We start from the raw sequence: 13316 nt of genomic DNA, 5'->3' as shown, positions 1-13316 counted from the left end.
CGGGTCTGCCGTCCACGCCGTCCGCGCCTACCTGGTCCGGGCCCGCCCCGGGCTGGCCGCCGCCGGCCGCGGCACCCCGGCGGTGTTCCTCAACGCCCGCGGTGGCGCGCTGTCCCGCCAGGGCGCGTGGGGCATCCTGCGCCGCGCCGCCGACCGGGCCGGGCTGCCCGTCGACGGGCCCGCCGCCGTCTCCCCGCACACCCTGCGCCACTCCTACGCCACCCATCTGCTCGACGGCGGCGCCGACGTTCGGGTGGTCCAGGAGCTGCTCGGCCACGCGTCGGTGACCACCACCCAGGTCTACACGTTGGTCACCGTGGAGCGGTTGCGCGAGGTGTACGCCACCGCGCATCCGCGCGCCCTGGGCTGAACCGGTAGCGGTCGACGCCGACACGCCGGGCCGGTGCCGAACCCCCTGCTGGTCGGTGGCGTACAGTCGGCATCGGCGCGGACCTCCTGGAGCGACACGACCGGGGTGCGCAGCGGCGCCGCGAAGGACGTCGGACGGCTCCGACGCCGGGTGGGTCGTCGGGAGGGGGCAACGAGCACATGGCTGGCAACGGTGAGCGTGCCGAGACCTGGACGTCGGAGCTTCGCGAGCAGCAGGCCACGCTCGGCGCGGACCTGGGTCCTGCGGACCCGGCTGCCTACACGATGCGCAAGCCCATCCCCGAGCCGATGCCCACCGACCGGCACGGCCCCGCGCGCATCATCGCGATGGCCAACCAGAAGGGTGGCGTCGGTAAGACCACCACCACCATCAACCTGGGCGCCGCTCTCGCCGAGTACGGCCGCAAGGTGCTGCTCGTCGACTTCGACCCGCAGGGCGCGCTCTCGGTGGGGCTGGGCGTCAACCCGCACAACCTCGACCTGTCCATCTACAACCTGCTCATGCAGGACGACATCCTCGCCGAGGACGTCGTCATCAAGACCGACGTGGCGGGCCTGCACCTGCTGCCGGCCAACATCGACCTCTCCGCGGCCGAGATCCAGCTCGTCAACGAGGTCGCCCGGGAGATGGCCCTGGCCCGGGTCCTGCGCACGGTCCGCAAGGAGTACGACTACATCCTGATCGACTGCCAGCCGTCACTCGGCCTGCTGGCGATCAACGCGTTGACTGTCGCGCACGGCGTGCTCATCCCGCTGGAGTGCGAGTTCTTCAGCCTGCGCGGTGTGGCACTGCTGCTCGACACCATCGACAAGGTGCGCGAGCGGCTCAACTTCGACCTGGAGCTCGAAGGCATCCTCGCCACCATGTACGACAGCCGCACCACGCACTGCCGCCAGGTCCTCCAGCGGGTGGTGGAGGCGTTCGGCGACAAGGTCTACCAGACGGTCATCACCAAGACGGTGAAGTTCCCCGAGTCCACCGTGGCCGGTGCCCCCATCACCACGATGGACCCGGCCTCCTCCGGGGCACGTAACTACCGTCAGCTGGCCCGCGAGGTGATCGCCGCCCAGTCGGAGCGGTAGCCGGAACGCCCGGTGCCCGCCTCGTGGACTACGGTCGTCCGGTGACCGCGCCACCCCTCGACCCACCCGAGACCGCCGCTGCGGCCGTGGTCGACGGTGTGCAGCCCGCCGGGTTCACGGTCCGGCTGGCCAACTTCACCGGTCCGTTCGACCTGCTGCTGCAACTGATCGGCAAGCACAAACTCGACGTCACCGAGGTGGCCCTGCACACGGTCACCGACGAGTTCATCGCCTACATCAGGGCAATGGGCGACGACTGGGACCTGGACGAGGCCAGCGAGTTCCTCCTCATCGCCGCGACCCTGCTCGACCTGAAGGCTGCCCGGCTGCTGCCCGCCGCCGAGGTCGAGGACGAGGCCGACCTCGCCCTGCTGGAGGCACGGGACCTGCTCTTCGCCCGGCTGTTGCAGTACAAGGCGTACAAGGAGGCGGCGGCGCACATCGCCGAGTTGGAGGCCGTCGGCGGCCGACGCTATCCACGCGCCGTCAGCCTGGAGGCCCGCTACGCCGAGGCGCTGCCCGACCTGGTGCTCGGCATCGGCCCCCAGCGGCTGCTGAAGCTGGCCGTGAGGGCGATGACCCCGAAGCCGGTGCCGGAGGTCTCCATCGCCCACGTGCACATGGTCCGGGTCAGTGTCCGGGAACACGCGGCGATCCTCACCGCCCGGCTGCGCCGGGCCGGCATCGCCACGTTCTCACTGCTCTGCGCGGACTGCGAGGCCACCCTGGAGGTGGTGGCCCGGTTCCTCGCGCTGTTGGAGTTGTACCGGGAGGGCCTGGTCTCCTTCGTGCAGGAGCAGGCCCTGGAGGAGCTGACAGTGCGCTGGACCGGCCCGGTCGACGGCGACACCGAGCTGCACGTCGACGAGTACGCCGGAACCCCGGCCGACCTGGAGGCTGGGCCTGAGCCTTCGGGGTCTGAGCCTTCGGGGTCTGAGCCTTTGGGGATTGGGCCCGCGCTGGTGGCGATTGAGCCTGGGCCGGCGGGGGCTGACCGTGCGTCGACGGGGGAGGCCGGCGGGCCGGACGGGACGGGAACGACGGAGGGTGCGCGGGATGAGTGACGAGCAACGTCGGGACTCGCTGGCCGACCAGGCCGCCGCCTGGGTCCCCCCGTGGGACCGCCCCCGCCCGCCCGCCGCCGCCGACCTCCCCGCGTCGCCGGACGAGTCAGCCACGGCACCGGACACCGAAGAACCCGAAGCGGCACCGCCCCGACCGGAGCCCGGCGCCGCCGCCACTTCCGTCGAGCCGAACGTGGTCGCGTCGGACTCGGCGCAGGCTGACCCGGATGGACCCGGCCCGGTCGAGGTGGGCCCGGGTCAGCCACATCGCGGTGAGGCGGCTGCGGACGAGGTGGGCTCGGCGGGACCGGACCTCGGCGGGGTGACGGAGACCACGGTGGGCGAGTCGGGTGGCGCTGGGGACGTACCCCGGCGGCAGTTGGCGGGGCGGCGGCGGGCGACTGTCGCGCCGGAGCCCGCGCCCGAGCTGTCCGACGCCGAGCTGCGCGGCGCGTTGGAGGCGATCCTGCTGGTCGTCGACGAGCCGGTCAGCGAGCTGGTGCTGGCCCAGGTGCTGGAGCAGCCCGCCGAACGGGTCGGGCCGATGCTCGACGAGATCGCCGCCGGTTACACAGCGGCCGGGCACGGGTTCGAGTTGCGGCGGGCGGCCGGCGGGTGGCGGCTGTACACCCGGCCGGAATACGCTACGTACGTTGAGCGGTTCGTGTTGGACGGGCAGTCCGTGCGGCTGACCCAGGCGGCGCTGGAGACGCTCGCCGTGGTTGCGTACAAGCAGCCGGTGACCCGTTCGCGAATCTCAGCCATCCGGGGTGTGAACTGCGACGGGGTCATCCGTACGCTGGTCACCCGTGGCCTCATCGAGGAGTGCGGCACCGAACAGGACAGCGGGGCGTTCCTCTACCGGACCACCACGTTGTTCCTGGAGAAGCTCGGGCTGAACACCGTCGACGAGCTGCCGCCCCTCGCACCCTTCCTGCCCGACGACGTAGAAGAGCTTGCTGATGCGACCCGATAACCGTTCCCCCAAAGCCGACGCGCCCGTCTACGAGGGGGCTGAGCGCCTGCAGAAGGTGCTCGCCGCCGCCGGCGTGGGTTCCCGGCGTGCCTGCGAAGACCTGATCTTCCGCCGCCGGGTCACGGTGGACGGGCGGGTCGCCAAGCTCGGCGACAAGGTCGACCCGGCCACCTCCGTGATCCACGTGGACGGGGAGCGTCTCCAGGTCGACGTTCGCCTGGTCTACGTGGCGATGAACAAGCCGCGTGGGGTGGTTACCACCATGGCGGACGAAAAGGGACGCAACGAGCTGGCCGACTTCATCGGCGCGCGGCTGGAGCAGCGGGTCTACCACGTCGGGCGGCTCGACGCGGACAGCGAGGGCCTGCTGTTGCTCACCAACGACGGCACCCTCGCCCACAAGCTCATGCACCCCTCGTACCAGGTGCTGAAGACCTACCTCGCCGAGGTGGTCGGGCCGATCCCGCGCAACCTGAGCAAGCGGCTGCTGGCCGGCGTCGAGCTGGAGGACGGGCCGGTCAAGGTCGACTCGTTCAAGGTGGTGGACACCCTGGGCAAAAGCGCCCAGGTGGAGCTGAGCCTGCACGAGGGCCGCAAGCACATCGTCCGGCGGCTGATGGACGAGGTAGGTCACCCGGTCACCCGGCTGGTGCGTACCTCGATCGGCCCGATCCGGCTCGGTGACCTGCGGACCGGGCGGATCCGGCGGCTGACCAACGCCGAGGTCGCCGCCCTGTTCAACGTGGTGGGTGACTGACCCCCGAGTTCGGGGTACGGCAGCCGGTAGGCTCCACCGATGGCCGGGACGCGGCCGTCCGGGTGGCGTGGGTCGCCTCCGGCGGCGTCGCGCGCGGGTCCGCTAGGGGCCCCGGGCATGATTGATGACGATTGACAAACCGCTTGCGGCGCCAGATCACCGGGCGATCCGTGAGGTACGGGCTGAGGAGGACACGGTGGAGGAAAACGTACGGGCCGGGCGATGTGTGGTCGCTGTGGACGGGCCGTCCGGTTCGGGTAAGTCCACCGTGTCGCGGCGGCTCGCCGTGAGCATCGGTGCGCGTTACCTGGACACCGGGGCGATGTACCGGGCGATCACGTGGGCGGTGCTGCGCTCCGGCGTGGATCTCACCGACGCCGCGTCGGTGGCAAAGGTCGCCGGCGAGGTCAACCTGCGCATCGGCACCCACCCGCAGGGGTACGCGGTGACCATCGACGGTGTGGGCGTTGACGCCGACATCCGTGGCACCGAGGTGACCGGCGCGGTTTCCGCCGTCGCCGCCGTGCCGGCTGTCCGTGAGCTGCTCGTCACCCGGCAGCGCGAGATGATCGCCAACGCTGGTCGGATGGTGGTCGAGGGTCGCGACATCGGCTCGGTCGTGGCGCCGGACGCCGACCTGAAGGTCTTCCTGACCGCCTCCGAGGCGGCCCGTGCCGCCCGGCGCAGCGCCGAGGACGCCGCCGACGTGGCGGCCACGGCCGCCGATCTGGCCCGGCGGGACCGGCTCGACTCGACCCGCAAGGTCAACCCGCTGGCCCAGGCGCCCGACGCGGTGGTGCTGGACACCACCGATCTGGGCATCGACGAGGTCGTGGCGCGGCTGCGCGAGCTGCTCACCGAGCGGGGCGTGGCATGAGCGAGCGGAGCGAGCGAATCATCGGGCTCAGTGCGGTTGTGTCTCATGACGCTTCGCAGCGAAGCGGAGGAGTGGCATGAGTAGCGATGGTGGTGGCTGGGTCGAGCTGCGTGAGCCCGAGGTCGTCGTCGAGGAACCGAGCGGCCCGCAGCCGGTGGTGGCCGTTGTCGGCCGCCCCAACGTGGGCAAGTCGACGCTTGTCAACCGGATCATCGGCCGCCGGCAGGCGGTCGTCGAGGACGTTCCTGGCGTGACCCGCGACCGGGTTCCCTACGACGCGCAGTGGAACGGCCGGGCGTTCACAGTGGTGGACACCGGCGGTTGGGAACCGGACGCGAAGGACCGGGCCGCGGCCATCGCGGCGCAGGCCGAGACGGCAGTCGTCACCGCCGACGTGGTGCTCTTCGTGGTCGACGCGATGGTGGGCTCCACCGACGTGGACGAGGCCGCGGTGAAGATGCTGCGGCGCAGTGCCAAGCCGGTGATCCTGGTGGCCAACAAGGCCGACAACAACTCCATCGAGATGGAGGCCACCTCGCTGTGGTCGCTCGGCCTCGGTGAACCGTTCCCGGTGTCCGCGCTGCACGGACGCGGCTCCGGCGACCTGCTGGACGCCATCCTCGCCGCGCTGCCGGAGGCGCCGACGATCCTGGAGAACCGTCCGCGTGGACCGCGCCGGGTGGCGCTGGTCGGGCGGCCGAACGTCGGCAAGTCCAGTCTGCTCAACCGGTTCTCCGGCGAGGAGCGGGCGGTCGTCGACTCGGTGGCGGGCACCACTGTGGACCCGGTGGACAGCCTGGTCGAGATCGGCGGTCAGACCTGGCAGCTGGTCGACACGGCCGGGCTGCGCAAGCGGGTCGGCAAGGCCAGCGGCACCGAGTACTACGCCAGCCTGCGTACCGCCGGCGCGATCGAGGCCGCCGAGGTGGCCGTGGTGCTGCTGGACTCCAGCGAGCCGATCAGCGAGCAGGACCAACGGATCCTGTCGATGGTGACCGAGTCGGGCCGGGCGCTGGTCATCGCGTTCAACAAGTGGGACCTGGTCGACGCCGACCGTCGGTACTACCTGGACAAGGAGATCGACCGGGAGCTGCGCCGCATCCCCTGGGCGATCCGGCTGAACCTGTCGGCGATGACCGGCCGTGCCGTGGACAAGCTGGCCCCCGCCCTGAACAAGGCGCTGGCCAGCTGGGAAACCCGCGTGCGGACCGCGCACCTCAACCAGTGGCTGACCGCGCTGGTGCAGGCCACCCCGCACCCGGTGCGTGGTGGGCGGGCGCCGAGGATCCTGTTCGCGACGCAAGCTGGTGTGGCGCCGCCACGGTTCGTGCTCTTCACCACGGGCCCGCTGGACGCCGGTTACCAGCGCTTCGTCGAGCGCAAGCTCCGCGAGGAATTCGGGTACGAGGGCAGCCCGATCGAGATCTCGGTCCGCCCGCGCAAGAAGCTCGGCCCCGGCGGCCGAGGCAAGGCGCACGGCTGACCCGGTCCAGTTCTGCCGAATGCCGGATGGGCGATCCTGCCCATCCGGCATTTCTGTCCGTCCGTCCATTCACCCACCCTCCTAGGACGCTTTAGGGGTTGTGCGGTGGCTCCTTGTGGGGTGGTTCGGCTGCGTCGCGATGCCGGTGGGGCCTGTGCGGACGGGCCGGAGCTGCTGCGCTAAGCTGTACCGGCTGCCGCGGGGGAAACCACGCGGGGGCGGGACGTGGCGCAGCTTGGTAGCGCACTTGACTGGGGGTCAAGGGGTCGTCGGTTCGAATCCGGCCGTCCCGACAGAATGAAACCGCAGGTCAGAAAGGCTGGTCCGAAACATCGGGCCAGCCTTTCTGGCTTTCTGGGGACCACGCCGGTCAAGTGCGCCGTCCGGCAGCGCTCCTTGACCGCTAGTCAAGCCAGGTGACCAGCCCTGTTGCCCTACCGAATCGTTTTCTTCGCGCCGTCAAGGCAGCCTCGGCCCCTGCCAGAGATGGTGCAAGCTTCGCTAGCCTCTGCACGTGATCTCCTACCGCCCGACCGCCCCCGCAGACGTCGACCGTGTGACCTCGTGGATCGTGACCGAGCCCGTTGGGTGGATCCCCGCCGACCGTTACCTGAGCGACTTGGCTGAGGGCATGTACCGGCCGGAGTGGACATGGATTGCTGAGCGCGACGGCCAGGTCGTGGGACGGGCATTGTGGTGGGGGCCGAAGGGCAGCCCGCATCCGGTCGCGCTCGACTGCCTCGACGTGGATCCTGCCGTGGACGACCGTGCCGCCGTCGCTGGCGAGCTGATCGGGGCCGCGCTGGCCGGGTTCCCGGCGTCGGTTCAGTATGCGATCAAGGTGACCGGTGGCTGGCGCGACGATCCGGCCACCTCGGCAGCCGTGGAGTGGCGGCGGGCGGCGGCGCACGCGGCGGGCCTCACCCGGGAGGTGGAGCGGCTGCAGTTCGAGTGGGCGCCCGCCGACGGGGTGCCCTCTGTGGCCGGCAGGCTGCGGTTCGCCGAGGCCTCTGACGAGGATTTCCTCGCCGCGTTCAGGCGAATCGCCGAGGGCAGCCTGGACGCCCAGACTCGTGCGAACCTGACCGCCAAGGGCGTGGACGCGACCGCACGAGAGGAGATGGACTTCTATCTCAGGGCGCCGGGCAAGCGGGAGTGGTGGCGGATTGCCTACACGCGCCAGGGCGAGGTGGCGGGCATGGCGATTCCCTCCGCGACCCCGTACAGCGTGAACGTCGGCTATCTCGGTGTGGTGCCGGAGTTCCGCGGGCGCGGCTACGTGGACGAGGTGCTCGCCGAGATCACCCGCCTTCACGCGGCAAACGGGGAGGCGCGTATCACCGCCACCACCGACATGGCCAACGCGCCTATGGCGGCCGCTTTCGCTCGCGCTCGGTACCGCAACACGGAGATCCGGATCAACCTTTCCAACGACGTCCAGCCCTAGACGAGTAAAGGCCAGCGCCTGGGGACCAGATGGGGACCACACGGTGTGCGTGGCGGCGGCCGGTATGCCGTCGACTGCACAGTCTTATCGTGGGGGATGGCGTGTGTGACGTGCGTGGGCGTGTGGCGAGGCGCCCTGGGGGTCAAGGGGTCGTCGGTTCGAATCCGGCCGTCCCGACGCAGGTCAGAGGCCATCCGGATTCTTCCGGGTGGCCATTTTTGATCTTGTACAGCAGCGAAGTGCAGGCGCGGCTCTTGGTGGCGATGTGTCCGCCGTAGCCGAACTGGTGCGTCCAGCGGCGAAGCCGGGCGTAGTCGGGGTGCTCACCGATGTCCCAGCACGCGCGGATCAGTCGGCCGAGGCGCGTGCCGGGGCCGCCGTGAATCTCAACGGAGAGGTCGTCAACGCGGCGCAGGCGCAGGCCGGTTACCTCGGTGCTCTTGGTGACGTACATGGCGATGTAGCCGGTGATCTGGGCGAGGTTGACCTCAGTGCCGGGCGCGTTGACGTGCTTGAGATCCAAGCCCTTGTCACCCCACGCGATGTGCCAGCCCTGCCCGCCGTTGGCGGGGTGCGGGGCGGAGGTGTAGGCCGTCTTGAGGAAGGCGGCTTCCACGGCGTCGGCGAACATCTGCCGGGCGATGGCGGCCGGCGGGCGCACGATCGCCCCAGGGCAGTCGGGGTTGTAGCCGTCGAGGCGGATGAGGGCGTGGTAGTGGATGACGCCGCGTACCTGAAATTCGTAGACCTTGATGTAGCGGCGGCGTAGGTCGACGCCGTGGGTGCGGCCGAGGCGGCGTAGCTCCCGGTCGGCTTGTTGGATGGTGCGGCGCCACAGCTCGGGTGCTTCGTGGTTCCAGACGACCTGGCCGGTGTGGTCGTAGCAGTCCAGGCACAACGGCTGCCCGAGGTGGGTGTCTGCGGCCTTGTGGCGCTGGCCGCAGCGCAGCTCGACACCGTGGGGGCAGGTCCGGCCGAACGGGTGGCACACCGAGGCCCGGCAGGTGCAGCCGTCCTTCTTGCGGCAGGATCCTAGAAGCCGACGCCCATGCTCGCATCAGCAACTCGGCGCAACAGCCTCGTGGGCCAGCCGACTGGAACACCTACCGCCTCCCGCGTTGATCTCAACCCACCGATGGGAACCGAAGAAGCGCGCACGGACGGCGGCAGATCCGTGCTGCGGTCAGCGCGTGACGCTTCGAATCCGAGGCAGCCCACGTCTGTCATGATCTCGGTGCAACTGGATCCGACGACGGCACCGCGTCCAAGGCCATCGCCCCCGCCCTCAACGACCTCCGGCACTGCCGCTTCGGATCGACTACAGCAGCTGGCATACCTGGAGGTGCTTCATGCGAGAAAACCATCCCATCGATCGACTCGTGGTCGCGCTCGAAGGCGAGGTATCCGCATCAATCGTCAGCGCGATGCAAGCGTCGATCGAAAGGCTTGCTGGCCGGCGGGCCTGGGTCCTCGGTCCGCCGGTCTTCCTCGACCAGTCAGATGAGCACGGCTCTCACTGGGTGGGGTTCGGGCTGATGCTTTATACAGCTCTGCCCCCTTGGGGAGAGCAGATCGATCCTCAGGTGGACAGGGCGCATCTTGAGGAGGTCAAGGAGCTGCTCGGCGAAGTCTGTCGTATCTCGGATGAGTATGGTGCCTCATTCCAGGCTGAGTACGCCGGCGAACTTCTAGGCATGGTCGAGTCTGGTCAGATGGACTCTGGGCTTGAGGTCACACTGATAGGCGAGTGGGAGCGTGTTCTCAACGCCGCGAGCCCCCGTGGAATGACACCGGGCAGCAACGCATGACGTGGTCGATGGGTGTCCCGCAGACACGCCCTCGATTCGACACGACAGGACGCTGTGTCGGCGGCCAGCCTGTTGCCCCTGGCTTGCCGGATCTGTCGCACATCAGCTGGCGGATTACACACGTTGATTCTCAGCTCGTGTGAGAATTTTCTGTACGGGATCAAGGCGGCTCGCTTCGCAGGCCGCTCGCGCCGCCGACCAGGGGCCGACCCACACCGACTTCCGCTACCTTCGCTTACCGAGCGTAGTTGACGTCGTGCCTACCAAACGGGGAGTGGCGAGCCAACCCGCGCGTTGTCTGCGGCACGAGAACGCGTACCCGCCAGCGGAGCGGGGCCAAGGGTATGACCGGGACTGACAGACCAAGATGTGTAGGCAAGAATCGAGGGGCGAAGACCAACGTTTTGTCAGTGACTGAGCATGGGGGAACGCGTGCAGGTTGCCCTGCTGGCAGCGCTATCTGGATTGATCGGAATTGTCCTGGGGCGGTTTTGGGACGCCCGCTCGGAGTCGCTGCGCTGGCGTCGGGACCAGCGGATGCAGAGTTACCAGGCTGTGGCCGGGGAGTTCTACCGGTATCGGGAGGCGATCCGTGAGCTGGGTCGCGCACCCGGCCCAGGATCGGAGCACGACGAAAGACGTGCCGAGGCCAGCAAGCTGCGTACCGACTGGAACCGTTGTTTAGCCACGCTTTGGCTGCACGGTTCCGAACGGGCGGCGGCCTGTGCCTTGTCCGTTGACCACCAGTTGAGCAAGTTGGGTACCCGGGCGGCAGAAGAGGGAATCCCTGACGAGCAGTGGTCGACGTACCGGGAGCCGGCCCTGGTGGCGTATGACGACTTCGTCGATGCCATCCGGAGTGATCTCAGACTATCGCCACTGGCGGCGCTGCGAGCGGGGGCGGCTACGCGCGCTTTAGGGTCGCCGGCTGGCCCGAAGGCTCCGAACCTTGACACCGTGGACTAGAACTCACTCGATTCGAGAGAAGTCGAAGCTGTGCCGCCCGTTGCTGGATGGCCGCTCGTCACGCAATGCCATCAACCGGAACCGTCGGCCGGTGGTCAAGACAGCCGATCAGGGGGCGGCTGACCTCGATGCGGCTTTGTATGGCAAGCGCTTCTGTCGTTGATCTTGTGATGGTGTGGGTTAGCTGGGTAGGAGTATTCGTTTGCGGAGTAGGTCGAACGTGACCACCTCGCGGGCCGCCGCGCTAACGGCCGTGACCAGCGTGGACACACCGTTGTACGCGTTCGGCAAGCCCGGCACGCCAGACGGGAAAGCGCAGGGTACGCCGTTCACCGCGATACTCGCCGTCGATGGCCGGGACATTGGTGCGTCGCCGAGGCTGACCTGGTCCCCGGCCGAGGAGGGATCGCAGCTGGCGACCGTTCCCGGTGCCCGGCGGGAGAGACGATGACGACACCACCAACGCCCCTGAAGCCTGGCCGGCATCGTCGCTGGTGGTAGGTTCTGACCGTGCTCATCACCGTCGTGGTGGTGGTTGGCGCCTGTGCCGTTGGCTGGGTGCGACAGTTCGGCGTTCCGCTGATGGATCGTGACTACAGTGCGGAAACGTTTGTTGTGGAGAATCATCTGGAGAGCAAGCTGGCGGTTGAGGTGACAGGCGGCGTCCCCATCACCCACAGCGTGTCTGCCACGAGCTCGGCATTGATCCCGCTGCGAGGCAGTTGCGGGCGGTTCATGCGGCTGGTGGCCCGAGATCCGGCCGGTCGAGAGATCGCCAGTCTGGATGACGCGCTGTGTGAGCCGTGTACCTGGGTAATCGAGGCCGACGGTTCGACGCAACTGCTGCGTGAGCACCGCTGGCCCTACCCTGGATAGTGCGCGCTCAACCCGGCCGCAGTGGCCGCCAGTTCATCTGGAGCGACGGGCGCGAGCGACGGCAGACATCCATGGCCCCCGTTGGACCGCCCAGCCAGCTAAGCCCTACTGCTGGCGCAGCTTGTCGACGGCCGATCGTTCCTTCGCACCGAGCGAGTCATCCGGCGAGTTCTCGCAGAGGACTTGTTTGGTCGTCGCTCCACAGTTCGATCGAGTAGCGCAGGCCAAGACCGGCGAGGACGGCACCGAGTTCGTCTACGCGGGATGGATCAACGACGCCGCTGAGAAGGCGTTCATCGGGTGACGACTCAACCAGTTCGATGCACACCCACTCGTGCTCGACCTCATACTCAGTCCACGAGCTTGCACGGGCACGCCAGCCTGCACGTACGAACATTTCAGCCAAGACCTTCGCCCTCGGGGCATGGGGGATGCGGCCATAGAGGTTGTTGCCGAGAACGGCTAGGTGGTCGGCAAGACGCGGCCCGGGCGTACCGCCAGAAGTGATTTCCATGTTCCCTCCCAGCCTCCGTCGTGCCCGTTCCGTGCCCGACGCGAAGGCCAACACCAGGCATCAGTAGCGGTCAGGGCTGCTGCCGAACTCGCCTCGCCAAGACGAAGTCCGCATAGTCATCCCCGGCAACCCCATGGTTGACCCACAGATTCGGGTACGCCCCGGTTTCCTGCTCTGCCAGCCACAGTGCCGCGGCCGGCTCTTGAAAGTGGCCGATCACGCGGCCGTAGCCCGTGTCGTCTTCGTCTTCGGGGTCGAGGGGCGGGAACACGGACAAGTCGCGGTAGTTCTCGTCATCCAGGTCCTGTACGTCATGGACGGACACGTTGTAGCCGTCCTGCCACGGCCAGACCGCAACCCAGCGGATGCCTCGCTCGCGCCCCAGGGTGAGGGGTCCGACGAACTGCTCAACGCCTTTCCTGCGAGCGAGTGCGCCGAGAGCGAACGGCCGGGTGAGGTGACGCATGCGGGGAGGCTATCCCGGATGCACGGGAGTCGAACTGAGTGACGACCGGTACCGACATCGGCGGACAGTCGTGGACGCCGGAGGACTGCTCTCGCCGCTCATCTGCCGTAGGGGAGCAGGTCGGGCAGTTGTGTTGGTTGCCTGGGGGTCAAGGGGTTGGGCAGGGCGGGTGCGGGTTTCTGCCGCCTCCCGTGGTCGGTCCCCGGTCGCTCGAGCGCCAGTGGCCTGCTGCCGGGCATCTCCGTCACGCCCTCGCCCCGCAGGGCAACGGCGACGACCGGATCCGGTCTGTCGAGAAACAGTCGGTCTCGATCTCTTCGCGCCCGAGCGCGTGCGTCATCTCATCGCCGCCACCTACCCGACCGGGGCGGACTTCGGCAGTCGGATTTCACGGCCGTCGATGAAACCGTTGTTGGGCGATGACGAATCTGTTAGCTTTTCCAAACCTCAGTGAGAGAGCGCTCTCCCGAGGATAGAGGTCAAGAAGATGACGGCTCTGCACCCCTGACCAGGCACCGTCAACACAGCCGCCCACGTCCACCCGCCCCCACCCCCATCCACCATCACGGCACCGCGCGACCTTCACCGAGGCGCGACGTGCCGACGACC

13 protein-coding genes, 1 tRNA gene and 1 pseudogene are annotated in these 13316 nt (G+C 68.6%); 12 read left to right on the top strand and 3 right to left on the bottom strand.

What is annotated here, in order from left to right; genetic code table 11:
• The 9 genes from NIE79_RS15640 to NIE79_RS15600 all read left to right on the top strand — a co-directional run.
• A partial coding sequence (locus tag NIE79_RS15640; RefSeq protein WP_238679278.1) for a tyrosine-type recombinase/integrase occupies window positions 1-370 on the top strand: 370 nt, incomplete at its 5' end.
• Window positions 371-549: 179 nt separating this feature from the next.
• A complete protein-coding gene (locus NIE79_RS15635) occupies window positions 550-1473 on the top strand; it encodes a ParA family protein (RefSeq protein ID WP_238679277.1) in 924 nt (307 codons plus the stop codon).
• Between the two features lie 41 nt (window positions 1474-1514).
• The gene (locus NIE79_RS15630) at window positions 1515-2537 is read left to right on the top strand and encodes a segregation and condensation protein A (protein ID WP_372471561.1); all 1023 of its coding nucleotides are present in this window, start codon (window positions 1515-1517) and stop codon (window positions 2535-2537) included.
• Window positions 2530-3513 carry an SMC-Scp complex subunit ScpB gene (scpB, locus tag NIE79_RS15625; protein ID WP_238679275.1) on the top strand — a complete coding sequence of 328 codons (984 nt, stop codon included), beginning with the start codon at window positions 2530-2532 and terminating at the stop codon, window positions 3511-3513. Before NIE79_RS15630 ends, scpB begins: the two co-directional genes overlap by 8 nt.
• Window positions 3500-4270 (top strand): pseudouridine synthase, encoded by a 771-nt coding sequence (locus tag NIE79_RS15620; RefSeq protein WP_238679274.1) that lies wholly within the window; start codon window positions 3500-3502, stop codon window positions 4268-4270. The genes scpB and NIE79_RS15620 overlap by 14 nt, the downstream gene beginning before the upstream one ends.
• A 196-nt stretch (window positions 4271-4466) precedes the next feature.
• Complete coding sequence (gene cmk, locus NIE79_RS15615; protein ID WP_238679273.1) at window positions 4467-5147, top strand: (d)CMP kinase; 681 nt, start codon at window positions 4467-4469, stop codon at window positions 5145-5147.
• A gap of 76 nt (window positions 5148-5223) precedes the next feature.
• On the top strand, window positions 5224-6630 hold the full coding sequence (gene der / locus NIE79_RS15610; protein ID WP_238679272.1) for a ribosome biogenesis GTPase Der: 1407 nt from the start codon (window positions 5224-5226) through the stop codon (window positions 6628-6630).
• Window positions 6631-6849: 219 nt separating this feature from the next.
• Window positions 6850-6923 (top strand) — tRNA-Pro (locus NIE79_RS15605).
• A gap of 221 nt (window positions 6924-7144) precedes the next feature.
• Window positions 7145-8077: a GNAT family N-acetyltransferase gene (locus NIE79_RS15600; RefSeq protein WP_238679271.1), complete on the top strand. Its 933-nt coding sequence runs from the start codon at window positions 7145-7147 to the stop codon at window positions 8075-8077.
• A gap of 142 nt (window positions 8078-8219) precedes the next feature.
• On the opposite strand, the pseudogene NIE79_RS15595 reads toward NIE79_RS15600, so the two are convergent.
• Window positions 8220-9080, bottom strand: a pseudogene (locus tag NIE79_RS15595) (replication initiator); the annotation flags it as partial.
• A 346-nt stretch (window positions 9081-9426) separates the two neighbouring features.
• Between NIE79_RS15595 and NIE79_RS15590 the strand changes: the two are divergent.
• From NIE79_RS15590 to NIE79_RS15580, 3 genes are all read left to right on the top strand, one after another.
• The gene (locus tag NIE79_RS15590) at window positions 9427-9885 is read left to right on the top strand and encodes a hypothetical protein (protein WP_238679269.1); all 459 of its coding nucleotides are present in this window, start codon (window positions 9427-9429) and stop codon (window positions 9883-9885) included.
• Between the two features lie 432 nt (window positions 9886-10317).
• The gene (locus tag NIE79_RS15585) at window positions 10318-10851 is read left to right on the top strand and encodes a hypothetical protein (RefSeq protein ID WP_238679268.1); all 534 of its coding nucleotides are present in this window, start codon (window positions 10318-10320) and stop codon (window positions 10849-10851) included.
• Window positions 10852-11361: 510 nt separating this feature from the next.
• Complete coding sequence (locus NIE79_RS15580; protein WP_238679267.1) at window positions 11362-11727, top strand: hypothetical protein; 366 nt, start codon at window positions 11362-11364, stop codon at window positions 11725-11727.
• Window positions 11728-11884: 157 nt separating this feature from the next.
• On the opposite strand, the gene NIE79_RS15575 is transcribed toward NIE79_RS15580, so the two are convergent.
• Window positions 11885-12241 carry a hypothetical protein gene (locus NIE79_RS15575; RefSeq protein ID WP_238679266.1) on the bottom strand — a complete coding sequence of 119 codons (357 nt, stop codon included), beginning with the start codon at window positions 12239-12241 and terminating at the stop codon, window positions 11885-11887.
• 70 nt (window positions 12242-12311) lie between these two features.
• On the bottom strand, window positions 12312-12707 hold the full coding sequence (locus tag NIE79_RS15570) for a hypothetical protein (protein WP_238679265.1): 396 nt from the start codon (window positions 12705-12707) through the stop codon (window positions 12312-12314).
• Between the last annotated feature and the right edge of the window lie 609 nt (window positions 12708-13316).

It is taken from the genome of Micromonospora trifolii (assembly GCF_022229005.1).
In the GTDB taxonomy this organism is placed as follows: Bacteria; Actinomycetota; Actinomycetes; order Mycobacteriales; family Micromonosporaceae; genus Micromonospora; species Micromonospora trifolii.
The sequence above is the reverse complement of the archived record's forward strand: the minus strand, read 5'-3'. Positions and strand labels throughout refer to the sequence as shown.

Coding starts and splice junctions, on each gene's coding strand:
- NIE79_RS15635 (WP_238679277.1), top strand. CDS start 550: ATGGCTGGCAACGGTGAGCGTGCCGAGACCTGGACGTCGGAGCTTCGC.
- scpB (WP_238679275.1), top strand. CDS start 2,530: ATGAGTGACGAGCAACGTCGGGACTCGCTGGCCGACCAGGCCGCCGCC.
- NIE79_RS15620 (WP_238679274.1), top strand. CDS start 3,500: ATGCGACCCGATAACCGTTCCCCCAAAGCCGACGCGCCCGTCTACGAG.
- der (WP_238679272.1), top strand. CDS start 5,224: ATGAGTAGCGATGGTGGTGGCTGGGTCGAGCTGCGTGAGCCCGAGGTC.
- NIE79_RS15590 (WP_238679269.1), top strand. CDS start 9,427: ATGCGAGAAAACCATCCCATCGATCGACTCGTGGTCGCGCTCGAAGGC.
- NIE79_RS15575 (WP_238679266.1), bottom strand. CDS start 12,241: ATGGAAATCACTTCTGGCGGTACGCCCGGGCCGCGTCTTGCCGACCAC.
- NIE79_RS15570 (WP_238679265.1), bottom strand. CDS start 12,707: ATGCGTCACCTCACCCGGCCGTTCGCTCTCGGCGCACTCGCTCGCAGG.